Origin of the sequence: Desulfopila aestuarii DSM 18488, from assembly GCF_900143695.1 — a bacterium.
In the GTDB taxonomy this organism is placed as follows: domain Bacteria; phylum Desulfobacterota; class Desulfobulbia; order Desulfobulbales; family Desulfocapsaceae; genus Desulfopila; species Desulfopila aestuarii.
In genome coordinates this window covers 75,995-93,088 of sequence record NZ_FRFE01000006.1, presented here as the reverse complement: position 1 = coordinate 93,088, position 17,094 = coordinate 75,995, and the positions used below count along the sequence as shown (strand labels likewise).

The 17,094-nt window shown below is 49.2% G+C and carries 12 protein-coding genes, 1 pseudogene and 1 riboswitch; of the genes and pseudogenes, 9 read left to right on the top strand and 4 right to left on the bottom strand.

What is annotated here, in order from left to right:
- The first annotated feature begins 195 nt into the window (after positions 1-195).
- Both BUF15_RS07985 and mgtE read left to right on the top strand, forming a co-directional pair.
- Positions 196-732 (top strand): P-loop NTPase family protein, encoded by a 537-nt coding sequence (locus BUF15_RS07985; protein WP_073612941.1) that lies wholly within the window; start codon positions 196-198, stop codon positions 730-732.
- A gap of 144 nt (positions 733-876) precedes the next feature.
- Positions 877-2,241: a magnesium transporter gene (gene mgtE / locus BUF15_RS07980; protein WP_073612940.1), complete on the top strand. Its 1,365-nt coding sequence runs from the start codon at positions 877-879 to the stop codon at positions 2,239-2,241.
- Between the two features lie 36 nt (positions 2,242-2,277).
- On the opposite strand, the pseudogene BUF15_RS07975 reads toward mgtE, so the two are convergent.
- Positions 2,278-3,813: pseudogene (locus tag BUF15_RS07975) on the bottom strand (GNAT family N-acetyltransferase).
- Positions 3,814-4,604: 791 nt separating this feature from the next.
- On the opposite strand from BUF15_RS07975, the gene BUF15_RS27045 reads away from it, so the two are divergent.
- The 5 genes from BUF15_RS27045 (at position 4,605) to BUF15_RS07950 (ending at position 9,743) form a co-directional block, all read left to right on the top strand.
- Positions 4,605-4,772, top strand: coding sequence for a hypothetical protein (locus BUF15_RS27045; RefSeq protein WP_159441251.1), 168 nt, complete (start codon positions 4,605-4,607; stop codon positions 4,770-4,772).
- 229 nt (positions 4,773-5,001) lie between these two features.
- Positions 5,002-5,114: riboswitch (TPP riboswitch) on the top strand.
- Between the two features lie 101 nt (positions 5,115-5,215).
- Positions 5,216-6,262: a thiamine ABC transporter substrate-binding protein gene (locus BUF15_RS07965; RefSeq protein ID WP_073613063.1), complete on the top strand. Its 1,047-nt coding sequence runs from the start codon at positions 5,216-5,218 to the stop codon at positions 6,260-6,262.
- 20 nt (positions 6,263-6,282) lie between these two features.
- On the top strand, positions 6,283-7,989 hold the full coding sequence (locus tag BUF15_RS07960; protein WP_084553728.1) for an ABC transporter permease: 1,707 nt from the start codon (positions 6,283-6,285) through the stop codon (positions 7,987-7,989).
- Between the two features lie 20 nt (positions 7,990-8,009).
- Positions 8,010-9,089 carry an ABC transporter ATP-binding protein gene (locus tag BUF15_RS07955; protein WP_159441250.1) on the top strand — a complete coding sequence of 360 codons (1,080 nt, stop codon included), beginning with the start codon at positions 8,010-8,012 and terminating at the stop codon, positions 9,087-9,089.
- A gap of 12 nt (positions 9,090-9,101) precedes the next feature.
- A complete protein-coding gene (locus BUF15_RS07950) occupies positions 9,102-9,743 on the top strand; it encodes a thiamine diphosphokinase (protein WP_073612938.1) in 642 nt (213 codons plus the stop codon).
- Positions 9,744-9,897: 154 nt separating this feature from the next.
- Here BUF15_RS07950 and BUF15_RS07945 read toward each other — a convergent pair whose 3' ends face one another.
- The 3 genes from BUF15_RS07945 to BUF15_RS07935 all read right to left on the bottom strand — a co-directional run bounded on the left by BUF15_RS07945 (position 9,898) and on the right by BUF15_RS07935 (position 13,849).
- Complete coding sequence (locus BUF15_RS07945; protein WP_073612937.1) at positions 9,898-10,308, bottom strand: hypothetical protein; 411 nt, start codon at positions 10,306-10,308, stop codon at positions 9,898-9,900.
- A 426-nt stretch (positions 10,309-10,734) separates the two neighbouring features.
- Complete coding sequence (locus BUF15_RS07940) at positions 10,735-12,096, bottom strand: sigma-54-dependent transcriptional regulator (protein ID WP_073612936.1); 1,362 nt, start codon at positions 12,094-12,096, stop codon at positions 10,735-10,737.
- Between the two features lies 1 nt (position 12,097).
- On the bottom strand, positions 12,098-13,849 hold the full coding sequence (locus BUF15_RS07935) for a two-component system sensor histidine kinase NtrB (protein WP_143170661.1): 1,752 nt from the start codon (positions 13,847-13,849) through the stop codon (positions 12,098-12,100).
- 556 nt (positions 13,850-14,405) lie between these two features.
- Here BUF15_RS07935 and BUF15_RS07930 point away from each other — a divergent pair.
- Together BUF15_RS07930 and BUF15_RS07925 are read left to right on the top strand one after the other, a co-directional pair.
- A complete protein-coding gene (locus tag BUF15_RS07930) occupies positions 14,406-15,737 on the top strand; it encodes a TolC family protein (RefSeq protein ID WP_073612934.1) in 1,332 nt (443 codons plus the stop codon).
- The gene (locus BUF15_RS07925) at positions 15,734-17,086 is read left to right on the top strand and encodes an efflux RND transporter periplasmic adaptor subunit (protein ID WP_073612933.1); all 1,353 of its coding nucleotides are present in this window, start codon (positions 15,734-15,736) and stop codon (positions 17,084-17,086) included. Before BUF15_RS07930 ends, BUF15_RS07925 begins: the two co-directional genes overlap by 4 nt.
- Positions 17,087-17,094: the final 8 nt, after the last annotated feature.

Below are 17,094 nucleotides of genomic sequence, written 5' to 3'. Positions count from 1 at the left end.
GAAGTCGTTCCCAATGAAGTTGGTATCACCACTGTAATTGCCCAGCGCTACGGATTCATTTTTAGAAAATCAACTTAATTCTCTTAAAAATTCCCATAAGTATTGCGACATTGTTCGCTCCAAATGTGGTAGTATGGCGGGGTCTCAGATGCCTTAGTAAACCTGCATGCAGTGAATATTGGTTTCGGAAATGCTATGAAAAATCTTCTCATTGTCGGTGGAACAGGTCGCAACGTCGGCAAAACTGAGTTCGTCTGCCGGTTGATTGCCAAGCTATCGCTTCAAACGGATATTTACGCTCTGAAGGTCTCTGCGATCCACCCGGATGAGGAGATATACCATGGTGATCATGGTGGTGATTGTTCTTCACTTGGCCAACTTGCAGAAGAGTCCAGGCAAGTCGGTAACAAAGATACTATCCGCATGCTGCGGGCTGGAGCCAAACGGGTTTTTTATCTTCGAAGCGATGGTTCAGGAATAGAAAAGGGTTTTCAAGAATTTCTGAATACGATTCCCGAAGAGGCAGCTATCATTTGTGAGTCAAACAGTCTTGGTGATGTCGTCGATCCGGCTCTTCTCATTGTAGTAAAGGCCGCAGCAGGTCAGGTTAAGCCGCGTGCGATCGCCCAACTCGAGCGGGCTGATCTTGTCATCATTTCTGACGGGCAATCAGGTTTTCCCCAGCTGGAGAAAATCGACTATGATACCGTGGCCGGTTGGTATCTCAAATAGAAGCCAGCAAGAATACCTCTTCATCAAATATTCATCCTTGCGTTCGAATAATGCTCCGGTTTGTGCTTGAAGTGAGACTGGCACAGGAGTAGTATCGCCGTTTCTTATCCCTGTTCCTTTCTACGCCATGAGCCGGAGGTTGCCATGCAGGATATTATGACTTCATGGGAAGTTCTCAGTAAACTGGTTAGCGCCGGAAACAGCGCTGAACTTATCGATTATATCGATACTCTCAGTCCGCCTGAAACCGCAAGGGCCATTTCCCGCCTTACTTCTGAAGAGCAGCAACGCCTCTTGTCCATTCTGAGTCCGGAAGACGCCGCTGAGGTTATAGAAGATATTCCAGAAGTCCAGGCCGCTGAAATGGTCGAGGAGATGGATATAGGGCAGGCGGCAGCCATTTTGGAAGAGCTGGACTCTGATCACCTCGTCGACGTTTTGGCGGAAATGGACGAGGAAGCAAGTCAGGCCATTCTCAATCGGATGGATCAGGAGGATGCCGAGGAAGCCAGAAAATTCCTCGAGTATGAGCCGGATTGCGCAGGTGGTCTGATGATCTCGGAGTATCTTGCCTATAAGGCCGATGATACGATTCAGGATCTGCTGGATGATCTTCACCAGAATCGAGAAGAGTATGCTGACTATCATGTGCAGTATTTCTATGTGGTGGATAAAGATGAGCGGTTGATTGGCGTGCTGCGCATGCATGACCTGCTCTTTCCACGCCGTACAACTCAACTTGCAGCTCTCATGATTCCTTCCCCATTGCGCGTGAAGGACACAACCCCGCTGAAAAAGTTGAGAGACTTTTTCGAGGAACATGAGTTTTTGGGTGTTCCTGTTGTCGATGAAGATGATAGGATGGTCGGTGTTGTATTGCCGGGAGCTGTCGAAGAAGAGGTCAGCAAACAAAAAACCAGAACCTTCCTTCGTCTTTCCGGTATTATTGGCGGCGAGGAATTCCGTACCATGGGGTTGTTGTCGCGATCAGGGCGCAGACTCGCGTGGTTGACGATGAATATACTGCTCAATGTCATCGCCGCCTCGGTTATCGCCATGTATCAAGACACGCTTGCTGCCGCAATCACCCTTGCTGTGTTTTTGCCAATGGTGAGCGATATGTCGGGTTGTTCGGGAAATCAGGCCGTTGCGGTTTCGATGCGTGAGCTTTCGCTTGGCCTGGTGCGGCCGAGTGAGCTGCTGTGGGTACTGGCTAAAGAGGCAAGGGTAGGCGTACTGAATGGCCTGGTGCTTGGCCTGCTGTTGGGAGCCATTGCCTGGTTGTGGCAAGGTAATATCTGGCTTGGGGTGGTCGTCGGTGGCGCACTGGCTGCCAATACCCTGGTTTCTGTTCTTCTTGGCGGTATGCTACCGCTTGTCCTTAAGAGGCTCAAGCTTGATCCTGCCCTGGTCTCGAGCCCGCTTCTGACCACCGTCACCGATATGTGCGGTTTCTTTTTCGTTTTGAGTTTTGCCTCGGCGGTGCTGCCGAAGATAATTGGCTCATGATATTTGGGGGCTGATGTTACAGCCCCAAAATCGTTATTACTCTTTTCCTTTCCAACGCAGTTCGTACAGATCCGTACGCCTGCTGAGTGCGTTCCTTACACTGCCTTGCTGGCGGAGTTCCTTAATCAGGTCGAGGTCGAGGTCGGTTATAAGGGTTGTTTCAATGCCAGGGGTTGCCTCAGAGGCAATGGCATCATGGGGGAAGGCAAAGTCTGAAGGCGTAAAGACTGCTGCCTGCGAGTATTGAATCCCCATCGTCTCAACTTTGGGAATGTTGCCGACGGAACCGGAGATGGCAACAAAGCATTCGTTTTCTATTGCCCTGGCCTGGGCGCAGCGCCGCACTCGCTGATATCCTGTTTTGGTATCGGTCCAGAAGGGGACAAACAGCATTTTCATGCCTTTTTCCACCTGTAGTCTTGCAAGCTCTGGGAATTCGACATCGAAGCAGATCAAAATGCCGATTTTGCCGACGTCGGTGTCGAATACTTTCAGGTCATGGCCACCTGAAAAGCCCCAGTGACGGTCTTCATCCGGGGTGATATGCAGTTTTGACTGGTAGTCCCAGGTGCCGTCGCGGCGACAGAGGTAGCTGACGTTATAGAGTTTTCCATCTTCACGTATTTGCGGAACGCTGCCGGTGATGATGTTAATATTGTAGCCGAGGGCCATCTCTGTCATTGCCTGACGCAATTGATCAGTATAACCGGCCAGCATGCGCATAGCCTCCATCGAATTATTGCCCTCGTATGTATGGATGAGCGGAGCATTGAATAATTCGGGAAACAGTACGATATCGGATTGATAGTCGCTGACGGTATCGACAAAAAACTCAACCTGCTGCATGAAGTCGTCAAATGAATCAAAGCGACGCATCTGCCACTGCACCACGCCGATTCTGGCTATTGACTGCGTTCTGCCGATAAGCTTGGTTTTTTTCTGGTAGTAAATATTGATCCACTCAAGCAGAACGGCGTAGCCGCGTGAGTGATGGTCTTCAGGCCAATAATCATCAAGCAGATTGCGGACATGAAAGTCATTCGACATCTGGAAGGTGAGTACCCGGTCATACACTTCCTTCTTTTTCACCGCGACGATGTATTGCTGAGGTGACATCTTGGTAGAATATTTGTGGTAGCCGGGAATGCGGCCGCCAAGGAGAATACCTTTCAGGTTAAGGTTTTCGGCCAGCTCTTTCCGCGCATCATAGAGTCGTCGGCCAAGGCGCATACCCTGGTAATTCGGGTCAACGATGACCTCTATGCCATAAAGATAATCGCCTTCAGGATCATGGGTGGTTTAGGTACCGTTAGCTGTGACTTGTGAATAGGTGTGGTTGTCACCAAATAGACTGAAATCTATGATCAATGAGAAAGCCACGGCCACAAGTTTACCGTGATCTTCGATGCAGACCTGGCCTTCCGGGAAGGTTTCAATGAGTTCACGGAAAGTTTTTTCCGTCCATGGTCCGGAGACTCCTTTATATACTCTGGCACTTATTTCGCGGAGTGCGTCGTAATCACCAAGATGAAGGTGTCTGACTTTGAGTTTGTGATCGATATCATTGGACATAAATTGTACCTGTGCGTGTGATAGTGATACTGCGATATGTATTGACAGTTACTGATGAGACTTTGGACCAAAAATCATAAACCAGTGTGCAATGAAATAATAAGATTGTTGGTAATTGCAACAAGTGTTTTGGCTGTGGTTTCAATTTGTCAGGTTTGTGCAACATTACACTCAGTCGTTTAATACGTGTGGCGTGCCCCACAAAGGGTCTGGAACTTTTCATTGCTGCCCTGGCGTTGGTAGAAGTAACAGGGAAAGAATCGAACAACCTTTTGGCGGAGTTGGCGTTAGAAACCGTAAGTACCAGCTGTGGATTTCCTGACCGGAAATGGGTTGTTATGGTACTTCCCATACGGTGGTTCCATGTTTTTTGTTCAGATCATTGTGAGCCGCGAGAGTTTCAGGAGAGTTTGCTGCAGAGCCTTTCAGTAAAAATACACACTCATCCATTGTTCAGTTGAGGAGCATGTGATGTCCAATAGAAACTCTTAGAAGGTTTTAAAATCCAACAAAGCTTCATGGTAATTCTGGTAATAGGAATTGCTTTTCTTAATAAAAAAACATATCAGTGAGAACTGTTGGTTCGGACTGAGGAAATTGGTAGTTCCTGACCTGTGCATGGACGTAAATTCAGCTACATACCGGAATTTTTTTTGATAATCAATTGCTATCGTGATTATCATCTGGTAAATCAACCGGCTGGCATTCATTTTGGAAAGGCATCGACCGAATGTCATGCTTTAACCGCTATAACGATACATAGAAAAAGCTTTACGCAGGTGTGTAGTACAATGGATCTGGATACTGGTATTTTGTTGGCAATGACCGCTTGTGCATACTGTTGGTTCATTTCATTTGGCATTCGCGAAGAAAAAAGAGAAATTAAAGCTCGTGAGCAAGAGCTCATTGATCGTAAGAAAAGAGAAGAGCACTTGAAAAGGCTGTTTGGAAAATTGTAAAATAAATTCCAATTGCTTAGCCTGGCAATATCTTAATATTGCTGACTGAAATGTCAGTGAAAGATAATTGCTGTTCCTGACAAACTTCCTCCCTTTCTGCTTCTGAAGAACTAGTTTTACTGTTTGACGAAGAAACTCGGTTTCTGTTGCTTGCAGTTCATTGCTTTCCGGCAATCATGCGGATGTACGCTTTTTTTGTTGCAAACCACGAAGACATGGCATATTAGTGACGCACTATCGCGGGAGCTCGGATGGACCGGGCTGAGAGGGGTTTATCAGCTAACCCGACCGCTTAACCTGATCCGGGTAATGCCGGCGGAGGGAAGAGAGCAAATTATCAGCCGTCTCCTTTCCGGAGATGGCTTTTTTTTTGCCGTTCACTCTTGGATTTGGCAAACTCGAAAACCGATGATGCTCAACCTGATGAGTTATTGGAGAAATTGATGAAAAAGCGTGTAAAACACATTCTGGCAGGATTCTGTTCTGTGGCCGCAATGATGATGGCTACCAGTGGCTGGGCCGGCAGTACTCTCACCGTCATGACCCATGACAGCTTCAATGTCAGTAAAGAGGTCATCGCTCTGTTTGAAAAAGAGAACCAGGTAGAAGTTCGTTTCCTGAAATCGGGAGATGCAGGGGCCGCCCTGGTGCAAGCAATTCTATCAAAAAACAACCCATTGGCCGATGTGTTTTATGGTGTCGACAACACCTTTTATTCCAGGGCAATCGAGGGTGGAATCTTTCAGGCATACGACTCGCCGATGCTGGCTCATATTCCTGCCAATTTACGTTTGGATGCTGAAAATCGTCTGTTGCCTGTTGATTACGGTGATGTCTGTTTAAACTATGATAAGGCCTGGTTCCAGGAAAAAGGAATTGCGCCGCCAACCGATCTTGCCGATCTGGCAAAACCGGAATATGCAGGGCTGACCGTGGTGCAGAACCCCGCCACTTCTTCGCCAGGCCTGGCTTTTCTTCTCGCCACCATCGGCCGGTTCGGAGAGGATGGCTATCTTGATTTCTGGAAGAAATTACGTGCCAACAACGTATTAGTGACCGCTGGCTGGGAGGATGCCTATTTCGGCCATTTCACCGCCGCCTCAAAAGGGGACAGGCCAATCGTCGTGAGCTACGCTTCAAGCCCGCCTGCTGCAGTATTCTATTCAGAAAAACCGCTCACAGAAGCGCCAACTGGTGCAGTAGTGACCGATGGCAATGCCTTTCGCCAGATCGAATTCGTGGGTATCCTGGAAGGAACCAAGGAGCTTGAATTAGCAAAGAAGTTTGTGGATTTCATGCTCGGCAAAGATTTACAAGAGGACATTCCTCTGCAGATGTTTGTCTTTCCGGCAAATGATCAGGCCAAATTACCGGAGGTTTTTATGAAATATGCGACGGTTGCCGATAAACCTGTCACTGTAGACCCCGCTGCCATTGAAGAGAAGCGCAACGTCTGGATCGAGGCGTGGACAGATACGGTACTGCGCTGAAAAACTGAGCGGAATTGACGATGAACGGCTCAACAGATGAACGAGCAGGGCGCTTGCGACCTCCCAAAATACTGCATTGGGCGCTGCTTGTTCTGCCTTTGCTCTTTCTGGTGTTATTTTATTTTTATCCGTTGGCCAAAATCGTCACGTTAAGTTTCTTGCCGGATGGCAGCTGGCAGCCGGACCAGCTGCGCCGGATATTCCATAGCCCGGTATTCGGGCGGATCATATGGTTCACCACCTGGCAGGCGACGCTGTCAACATTGCTGACGCTTGCCGTTGCCCTGCCGGGTGCATACGTCTTTGCCAGATTCACATTCCCTGGTAAGAATCTGCTGCAGGCGCTTACGACTGTACCCTTTGTCCTACCAACCGTGGTCACTGCCGCTGCCTTCAGGGCTTTGCTTGGTAATAACGGTCTGGTGAACAGTTGGCTCATGACCATATTGGATCTGACTACCCCGCCAATCAAGCTTGACCAGACCGTGTCCTTTTTTCTCCTCGCCCATGTCTTTTACAACTACGCACTGGTGCTTCGAATTGTCGGTGGTTACTGGGCAGGACTTGATCGCAGTTTGTCAGCGGCGGCACGGATGCTGGGGGCATCCCCCTGGCAGACCTTTCAACGCATCACTTTTCCTTTGCTTTTGCCTGCTATAGGTTCTGCTGCATTGCTGGTTTTTATCTTCTGTTTTACCAGTTTTGGGGTAGTATTGATTCTGGGCGGCCCCAGTTATGCAACCATCGAGGTGGAAATTTATCGCCAGGCGGTGCAGTTGTTTAACCTGCCCATGGCAGCGGTGCTGTCGCTTATCCAGATCGGTATCAATTTTCTCCTGATGTATTTCTATGCCCGGCTAGATAGGAAAACCAAATCCGGCTTCTATTCGGATACCGCGATGGGTGAGGCTATCCAGCCCGGAACCGGCAGCCAGAAACTACTGGTTGGGTCGAATGTCGCGTTTATGCTATTACTCATGGTTATCCCGCTACTGGCTCTGGTGATTCGATCATTTGTTGGTGAGGATGGTCTTACTCTGGCCTTCTATAACGCGCTATTCACCAGCCAGGCCAAGTCAGTGTTTTTCGTCGAGCCGATAAGCGCTGTAAAAAACAGTGTCGGTTTTGGCTTGGCGGCCATGGTACTGGCAGTTATTTTGGGATTGCTCGCTGCAACCTTCATAGCATCCGGTGACAGTCGGCAGCGGTCGCTGTGGGACGCACTAATCATGCTGCCGCTTGCCACCTCGGCAGTGACCCTGGGATTTGGCTATATTATCACCTTGAACCGCCCCCCACTCAACCTGCGGGATTCCCTGGCCCTGGTGCCCATTGCCCATGCGTTGGTGGCCTTTCCCTTCGTGATTCGCTGTATTTTACCATCCATCAGACAGATTCCCCATACCTTGAGGGAGGCTGCATCGCTGCTTGGTGCATCCCCCCTGGTTGTATGGCGGAAAATAGATCTGCCCCTTATCACCAGGGCAATTCTTGTAGGTGCGGTCTTCGCTTTCTCCATCAGTATGGGTGAGTTCGGAGCCTCGGCCTTTGTAACCCGGCCTCACACTCCGACCATGCCAGTTGCGATATTCAGGTTTCTAGGGCAACCGGGTGAAATGAACTACGGACAGGCTATGGCCATGAGCACTATCCTGATGCTGGTGACATGTTCTGGCTTCTGGCTTTTAGGCAGGCTTGATTCGTACCGGAAGGGGGCGCTACATTGACGGAAAAGATGGTGAGCAAAATGGTTGAGGAAAACACCCTTTTCGCAGTGCGAAATCTCTCTAATCATTATGATGGAGAGCCATTGCTGCAGAACGTAAGTTTCACTCTAGAAGAGGGGGAAATTCTCTGTCTACTTGGGCCTTCAGGTTCCGGAAAAACGACGCTGCTACGGGTATTGGCTGGTCTTGAGCCGCTGGAATCCGGTTCCATCATCTTTAAGGGCAGGGATTTGCGGGATGTGCCGCCGCATTTGCGAAAAATAGGGATGATGTTTCAGGAATATGCCCTTTTCCCGCACAAGACAGTACGTCAGAATATAGCTTTTGGCCTGGAAATGCAGAAAATGCCAGCCAGGGAGCAGGAAAAAAAGATTGCTGTAATGCTGGAGCTGGTGGGGCTTACAGGATTCGGCGACCGTACTATCGACCAGCTATCCGGTGGTGAACGTCAGCGAGTGGCCCTGGCCAGAAGCCTGGCACCAGAGCCACAATTGCTGCTGCTTGACGAACCTCTCGGGTCACTCGACCGAACCTTGCGCGACCGACTTACCGGCGAAATCCGCACCATTTTAAAGAAGCTGGGAGTTACCGCGATCTTTGTCACCCATGATCAGGCTGAGGCTTTCAGTGTTGCCGATAAGGTTGCGGTATTGCATGATGGTATTTTGCATCAGTTTGACAGCCCGGAGCGACTCTACCGATTTCCCGCCTCAAACGTTGTTGCAAGGTTTCTTGGTTTTGAGAACCTGGTGAAAGGGGTTCTGGATGATGGTGGCCGCTTTCATGGCCCATTCGGTTACTTGGATACCGTCATACCGCCAGATGAAAACCACATCCAATCAAGACCTGTGACGCTTTTGCTGCGCCCGGAAGGTGCGCGGCTTGCCGACACCGCGGCACCGTCGGAAGCATTGCCACAGATTTCAGGTGTGGTCATTGCCAGCCGATTCCTTGGTGGCGCCTACCGGCTGACAGTTGATGCAAACGGTGAACTATTGACATTTTACCTGCCAATAGATCCCGTGCCGCCTATGCCTGAAGAACCGGTGCGCCTTTGCCTCAACCCTGCGTCACTTGTGCTGCTGACAGACGAATCCTGAGAGAATAAAAACATGCAGACCCTTATTTTCGCCAACGGTAATTTTGATGTATTTCCAGAGTTTCCGAGCCTTGTTGAAACGGCCGATCTCATCATTGCCGCCGATGGTGGGGCTGTGCATTGCGCAAGTGCAGGTATTCTACCTCATGTTGCGTTAGGTGATTTTGATTCTATTGGCAGGGAGCTCCTTGAGTACTATGAAAGGGAAGGGGTGGAGATATATCGTCACCCTGTTCACAAGAACGCGACCGATCTTGAACTCGCTCTCGACCTCGCTGGTGAAAAAGGTGCGCAGCAGGTCTGCCTATTGGGTGCGCTCGGAGGTCGTTGGGATATGAGCATGGCCAATATCATGCTCGCAGCCCAGGAGAAGTATCGCAAAATCGATGTCTCTCTCGTTGGTAGTGGGTGTCGGATGCATATTTTACATTCGGGCCGGGAGCATAGTGTTGTAAACCGTCATGGCATTATGGTTTCACTGCTGCCGCTCGGTGGGGATGCTGAAGGCGTGACACTCAGCGGTTTTCGCTATCCCCTTACCGGACATACAATTCGTTTCGGATCAAGTAGAGGCGTGAGCAACCTCATGGAAGCAGAGAGTGCTTCGGTCTACCACAGGGATGGGGTTCTGCTCTGTATTCAGCACACGGAATAAGATGTGCTGGGGGATACATGAGCGGTTGTTCTGAAGCTGTCCATCTCCCAATGCGTTTTTGGGGCAACCAGATAGTTATCTCAGGGAAGGCTGATGTGATATGCCGGTAACCCCATCGAAATGAGGGGCTACCAGCGGGCAAACATGCAGCTGCCTATTTTGCGGGTTCTATCTGCTTTTCAATATCGAGCATTTTCAAACGGAGATCATTCATTTGCTGTTCGATTTTTAACAACGTTGCCTTGTCGGCATTAGGCGTGCGGTAAGCCTCCATATAGTCGAAACGCAGATCATTCATTTGTTTCCGGAGATCGGTGGTCTTGTCGAGGTATTCCTGATAGTTTTTCTGCGATTCTTCATCTCTTCCATACCATGCAGCGCCTGGGCAGTCTCCGTAACCGTTACCATCCATCATCTGCGGTCCCATCATACCACTCCCCATTCCGCCCATCATGCCATAGTTGCCACCACTCATCATATGGCCACCCCAATTGTTTCCATGAGCAAAGGCTAAACCTGTGGCAAGACCGATGATCAAAACCGAGCTGATAAGAATCTTTTTCATGATACACTCCTTGATGCTGTTGTGTGTTAGCCAGCCTATCCGGCAGGTCTTTGTATTCTATAGTACTGCTAGCAGGAGTTGTGCCAGTTCGGTCAATATGGGTGGCGATGATTCAATGTACTGATATTGCGTTGAAATAATACTTTAAGTAAGCGCGATTGGTCTCGTCTCAATCTTGACTGCCCAATTTTTAGACATCAGTACAACAGCAGGGTTGGGGCGATTGGATAAGAATGAGACAGCGACTTCTTATTTCAAGAAAAAAGGGGAGAGGGAACTGCATTCGATTGTAACGTGCAGTAATCCGGATATTGGATACCTGATATCACTTCATCGAATGTTGATACCTCGTATTCTTCACTTATGCTCATCGAGAGAGTAACGATTGGCAGAAAAATGTGGGGATTTTGAAGATGGATGGCGCGACTATTCCAGTCCGAACTCTTTGATTTTATTCAGTAGAGTCTGACGGGCAATCCCGAGCTTTTTGGCTGTGAGGCTTTTATTGTTGCCGGTTTGGCTTAGCGTTGCCTTAATGGCTTCACGCTCAAGATCACGAAGGGTGAATTCGCTTCTGCCATCAAGGGTTCTTTGAGGTATAGTGGCATCAGAGAAAAACTGGGGCGGCAGTTCGTGAGGGGTTATCTGCTCTCCCATACAGAGGATAACAGCCCGCTCGATGGTATTTTCCAACTCGCGGATATTTCCAGGCCATTCATATTGCATGAGGAGGCTGAAAACTTCCGGATGGAATCCCTTGATGTCTTTTCTGTTTTTCTTCGAGTAACGATTGAGGAAATGTCTCGACAGTTCAGGGATATCGATCGCTCGTTCCCGAAGTGGCGGTAGATGAATGGGAACGACAGAGAGCCGGAAAAAGAGATCTTGCCGAAACTCCCCGGTATCGATCATCGCCCGTAGATTTTTATGCGTGGCGGCAACGAGTCGCACATCGACTGTGATCGTTTCAGTACCACCTACCCGCTCGAAAGTACCGTCTTGAAGAACACGTAACACCTTCGCCTGGGTGGCCGGGCTCATGTCCCCGATCTCGTCAAGGAACAAGGTGCCTCGATGGGCGAGTTCGAAGCGTCCTTTCCTCCGTGACGAGGCACCGGTGAACGATCCTGCTTCATGGCCAAAAAGTTCACTCTCCAAGAGGTTTTCATGGAGTGCTGCACAATTCAATTTGATAAAAGGGCCGTTTTTCCTCTGGCTTTTGTGGTGCAGAGCGTTGGCAATCAGTTCCTTGCCAGTGCCGGATTCACCAGTGATGAGCACGGTGCCATCTGATGGTGCCACCATGGAGAGAGTTGCAAACATCTCCTGCATGGCGGGACTGCTGCCGATGATATTGTCGAAACCGAACTTCTCGTCAAGTCGCGTTTTCAGGGCCTCGTTCTCAACCGACAATACCCTAAAATTCAGCGCTCGCGAAATGGCCAGCTTCAGCTCTTCAATGTCAACCGGCTTCGTGATGTAATCAAAGGCTCCACGTTTCATGGCAAGAACGGCACTTTCAACCGAGGAAAAGGCGGTAAGGACGATGACCGGGATGGTGTAGCCTGCCTGTAACATTGTTGACAGGGTGGTGATACCGTCCATGCGGGTCATTTTCAGGTCCAATAACAGGAGGTCGACGTGGTTAGCTGTAAGAAACGGCAGCACCTCATCGCCATCACCGAGTTCGACTACCATAAACCCTTCTTTGACAAGATTGACCTTGAGCATTGTCCGGTGGGCAATGTCGTCGTCCACCAGAAGAATCACCGCCTGTTGTTTGAGCATGTTATTTTTCTCCTGATTTCTTGGGAAGGATTATGGTTATCGTGGAGCCATTATCCGGAGCTGTCCGTACTTCAAAGAAACCGTTGTGCTGTTCGATGATCTGATGGCTGACTGCCAGGCCTAGTCCTGTTCCGGTTTTGCCGGTGGAAAAGAAGGGGTCGAACATCTGATCGCGTTCCTTTTCGGTCATTCCGCGCCCGGTATCGGTTACTGATATCCTGATATGGGATTTTTCCTCTTCGGCAAGCAGGGTGATTTCGCCTCCGGAGGGTGTTGCATGGATACTGTTTTTCAGCAGATTAAGCAAAACCTGGAGTAGAAGGTCTGGGTCTGCATTGAGGATTATCCCGGTATCACGACTGCAGGTGAAGTGTAGCCTGCTGTCGATAAAATCGGGGTTCATAAGGACGATGGTCTTGGCAAACAGGTCATCAATGGAAATGTCCTGTAAATGTAATTCACGGGGGCGGGCGAATTGCAGCAGACCTGAAACGGTCTGATTGAGCCGATCCACTTCACTGACCATCAGGTCGGCATATTGCTTTTCCATGATAGTGGTTGCCTGATTGCCGAAAAATTGAGCAAAGCCGCGGAGCGTGCCGAGCGGATTGCGGATTTCGTGGGCTATACCCGTTGCCATTTTCCCTAAAGCGGCAAGCTTTCTGGAGCGTTCAAGCTGCATCTCCATGTCGCGGATTGAACTCATGTCCTTGATAATGAGTACCTTGCCAATTACTGATCCTTCGTGATTCAACAATGATGAGCAGCTAAGGCGGATGGGAAGAGCCTGACCCTCTGCCGTTGTATATTCAGTGGCATGTTCAGATGCTGTGTCACAGTTTGACGTGAGATAGTGCGAGGTGGAAGGCAGAAGTTCCAGAATATTTTTTTCTCGAAGTGTTTCAAAGGATCTGCCGAACAACTCTTCCCCATTATGGTTGCAGGAAACGATTCTGCCATCTGAATCAAGGGTTATCAGGCCAACCGGAATACTTTCGATGATGGATTCCGTGTAGAGTCTCATATTGGCGAGCGAGGATTTTGCAACCCGTGCATCCTGATACAGAAAAACAAAGTAAAGTCCGGCACTGCCGACGAGAAAGAGAAGGGCACCCATAAACATGGCGTGGTGTACATCCTGTTTCCTGGCTGCATCGAAATTTCTGGTGAGAAGGCCAATAGATATTACATAGGTATTTTCAGCAGGCCGACCGCCGGCAGTCGTGGTGTTCACGTCATGCATCATGTGCATATTCATGATATGAAATTGAGAGTCAAAAGCTTTTGAGACGATAAACGTGGCATTATCCCGATCTAGCTGGGTGAGTATGCTTCCCTCATTGAGTATGCTTGTCAGGTTGGAGGTTGACAGTACTATCTGGGAGGGAGAGCCTGCCTCATCTATGACATTTCCACTTTTATCGACAACCCGAATAAATACCAGATCGTCTTCCTTACTGCTCTCAGCCAGAAGGGTGTGGAGAGGGTTGCCGCTTCGCATCATGTGGATGGCTGAGGTTTTACTGCCCGCTTCGAGAACGTGCACGATTGCCTCCGCCTTTTCGATAAGAAAATTCCGCATGTGGTTTTCGGCACGATCAATATTTTCAATGGTAGAAAATGTCAGCAGTATAGCGAGAATGACTGTGGCCAGCAGGAGTCCGATAACCGTTCGCGACGTGCGAAAAGAGAGACGGGGCGTCGGAAAGACAGTTTTTGGGTTCTGGTGAGCGGTCATGTTTTTTGTTAGCAATCGTTATCCCGTGATTTTTCAAATATTCCGGTGAATGAATGTGCTCTTGATATCGTTTTAGCAGCCGGTCTTCTTCAGGTATATCATGTTGGACCACTTTGTCTCCAGCATTCCTGCCATTCTCAATACCATTACCACGCCCCTATCTTCATCATCGTCAGATACATATAGTCTGATCACAATAGGTTTGTGCAACATTTAGTCCAGTCCCTACTTATTCTGCAGATTTTGCTTTAACACCCTAAATTGCCATATGATTGAGTTGTGGCTGATGTTGATATCTAATGAAGTTGTTGATGCCCAATAAATGTGCATCTCACTGGAAACGGTTGCCCAAAAACTGGACAGCTGCAAAAGAAACGACGTGAAAGAAAATTATTGTGCGGCTCTTAGACATCGCAATAACAGCCATATAGTTTTCCTGTGGCCAATATTAGAAAGGCGGCACGTTCATTGCTTAACCTATCCAGTAATGAATCGTTGCCTTTGTACTCACAGATGTTGAGTAATTGGTATCAGCTTTGGCCGATTCAAACGGAAAAAGGAAAAAGAACACATGAAATATAGAGCGAGCGAACATCGGTTCAACACCTGGCGTAATGTATGTATAAGCATCTTTTCCTGCATGCTCCTTCTGGCTGGCATTACTCCGACACAAGCTGAGGGAGCGAGCAACACTGCGCTTGATGATCTTGTTTCAGAGGCAATGAACAACAACCAGGATATCAAAAGCTTGGAGGAAAAGGCCAGAGCGTTGCGGGCAGAAGCACCATTTGCCGGTTCACTCAGGGATCCGATATTGGCCGTCAGTCTTGTGAATGTTCCTACCGATAGTTTTGAGCTGGACCAGGAGCCTATGACCCAGAAACTGATCTCGTTTAGCCAGCAGGTGCCTTGGTTCGGCAAACTCAGTTTGGCAGAGCAGGGGGCTGAGCTGATGGCTGTTGAACAGGAGGCCATGTTGAGGGTGACACAGCTCAGTGTGGCCAGACAGCTAAAAGAAGCCTGGTTTGAACTGAGTTTTGTTGAGCGTAGTCTCGATATCAACAGCAGGCTACGGGATATTATATCCCAGATTCTTCATGTGGCCGAAACACGTTACGCCAATGGAGAAGGGTTGCAACAGGATATACTGATGGCGCAAGTGCAGCTCTCAGAGCTTATCGACAGGGATGTAAGCCTGAAAGCAATGAAAACAAAGCTGCAGGATACAATCGGTGGATTGCTGAATCGGGATGGTTACTTTCTTGAAAATGGCACCAGGCTCGAGTTGCCTGATATTTCTGGTCTGAAACGTGAAACTCTTACAGCAGAAGCGATGCAGAAAAATCCCCTGGTTGAAGCACGGCGGGCATCGGTCTTGAAAGCAGAGGTTGACCTGCAACTGGCGGAAAAAGACTATATGCCTGACATGAATTTTACGGTTGCGTTTGGCCAGCGTGAAGACGATCCGGTGAGTGGTCGTGATCGTTCGGATTTTCTCTCCGCTGGAGTATCGATAACGGTGCCTCTTTGGCAGAATACCCGACAGGATAGCAAGCTTGCAGGGGCAAAGAATCGTCTGAAATCTGCGCGAAGAGCTCTCCAGGCCGTGCAGAAAACCTTGCCCCACAAAATCGATTCGTTGTTGGCAGAGATAAATGGGGCTCGTGAGAGCAAGGCACTTTTTGCCGATGGTGTATCTATCCAGGCTCTACAGCTGGCTGATGCATCACTCGCCGCCTATTCCGTCGGCCAGGTGGAGTTCAGTACGATGCTTTCCACCCACACCCGCCTGCTGCAGGTCGAGCTGAAAATCGAGCAATATATTGTGCAGGTGCACAAGAAGCTGGCAGAGCTTGAAGAGACTGTTGGCCAGCCGATTGCCCTTGCCCAGGAGAAGTTATGAAGCGTTTATTGTTGCTGATAATCATTGGGCTGTTGACAGCTGGATTGAGCGCTGCTGCAGATGGCCCAAAGAAGGGAGAGGTTGATCCCAAAAACGGCAAAGTCATCAAATACTGGGTGGCGCCAATGGATCCCACCTATATCCGTGATGAGCCGGGCAAGTCGCCTATGGGCATGGATCTGGTGCCCGTTTACGAGGAAGCAGGTGGTGAAAAAGAGCCTACCTCAACAATCCGCATTGACCCGGTAACCATGCAGAACATGGGGGTTCGAACCGCCAAGGTGAAAACGGCGAAGGTGGCGAAATCGATTCGCGCCCTCGGTACCGTTACCTATGATGAGACCAGACTCCATGTGATTAACCTGAAATTCGACGGCTGGGTGGAAAAGCTCCATGTCAATTTTGTTGGCGAAGGAGTGCGGAAAGGTCAACCTCTTTTCGATATCTATAGTCCGGAGCTGGTGACTGCCCAGGAAGAGTATCTTCTGGCGGTGCGGCAGGTTCAGAGCTTGGGGAATAGCCCGTACCCTTCACTGAAGCACAATGCCGAAAGTCTGCTTGCTGCCTCGAAAAAACGTCTGTTGTACTGGGATCTCGATCCAGCCAGTATCAAGGAGCTTGGTAAGGGGGGAAAGCCGGTCAAGGCAATTACCGTCTACTCCCCGGTTGATGGGGTGGTGATCAGGAAGGAGGTGCTGGGCGGACAGTTTATAAAAGCAGGAATGAACCAGTATGAAATAGCCGACCTGTCCAGTGTCTGGGTCGATGTGGAAGTGTATGAGTACGAGTTGCCTTATGTGCGCAAAGACATGCCTGTGGCGATGGAGCTCAGTTATTTGCCTGGCAGGACATTCTCAGGAAAAGTGCTCTTTATCTACCCTTATCTTGACCCGAAAACCAGAACGGCTCGTTTGCGCCTCTCCTTTGACAACAGTGAGAGTCTGTTAAAACCCGATATGTATGGAAACGTCTATCTCGAATCGGTGATCGATGAGAAAGGATTGGTGGTGCCTCAAGAGGCGGTTGTTGACTCTGGAGTACGCAAGGTGGTGTTTGTCGCTCTTGGTGAAGGAAAATTTGAACCGCGTGAGGTCAAGCTCGGTATTGAAAGCTCTGAGAACACCTTCCAGGTGCTGGATGGTCTGAAGGAAGGCGAGGAAGTTGTCATCTCCGCACAGTTCATGTTCGATTCCGAATCCCGACTGAAAGAGGCAATCCAGAAGATGCTTGAGGTAAGGTCCGGGAGTGGTGAGAAAAAGAACGAACTTTCAGCAGATGACCTCGAAATGGAAGGGATGACAATGGATGATGAGCTTGACGAGATCGACGCAATGAAGATGGATCAGTAAAAAAGGAT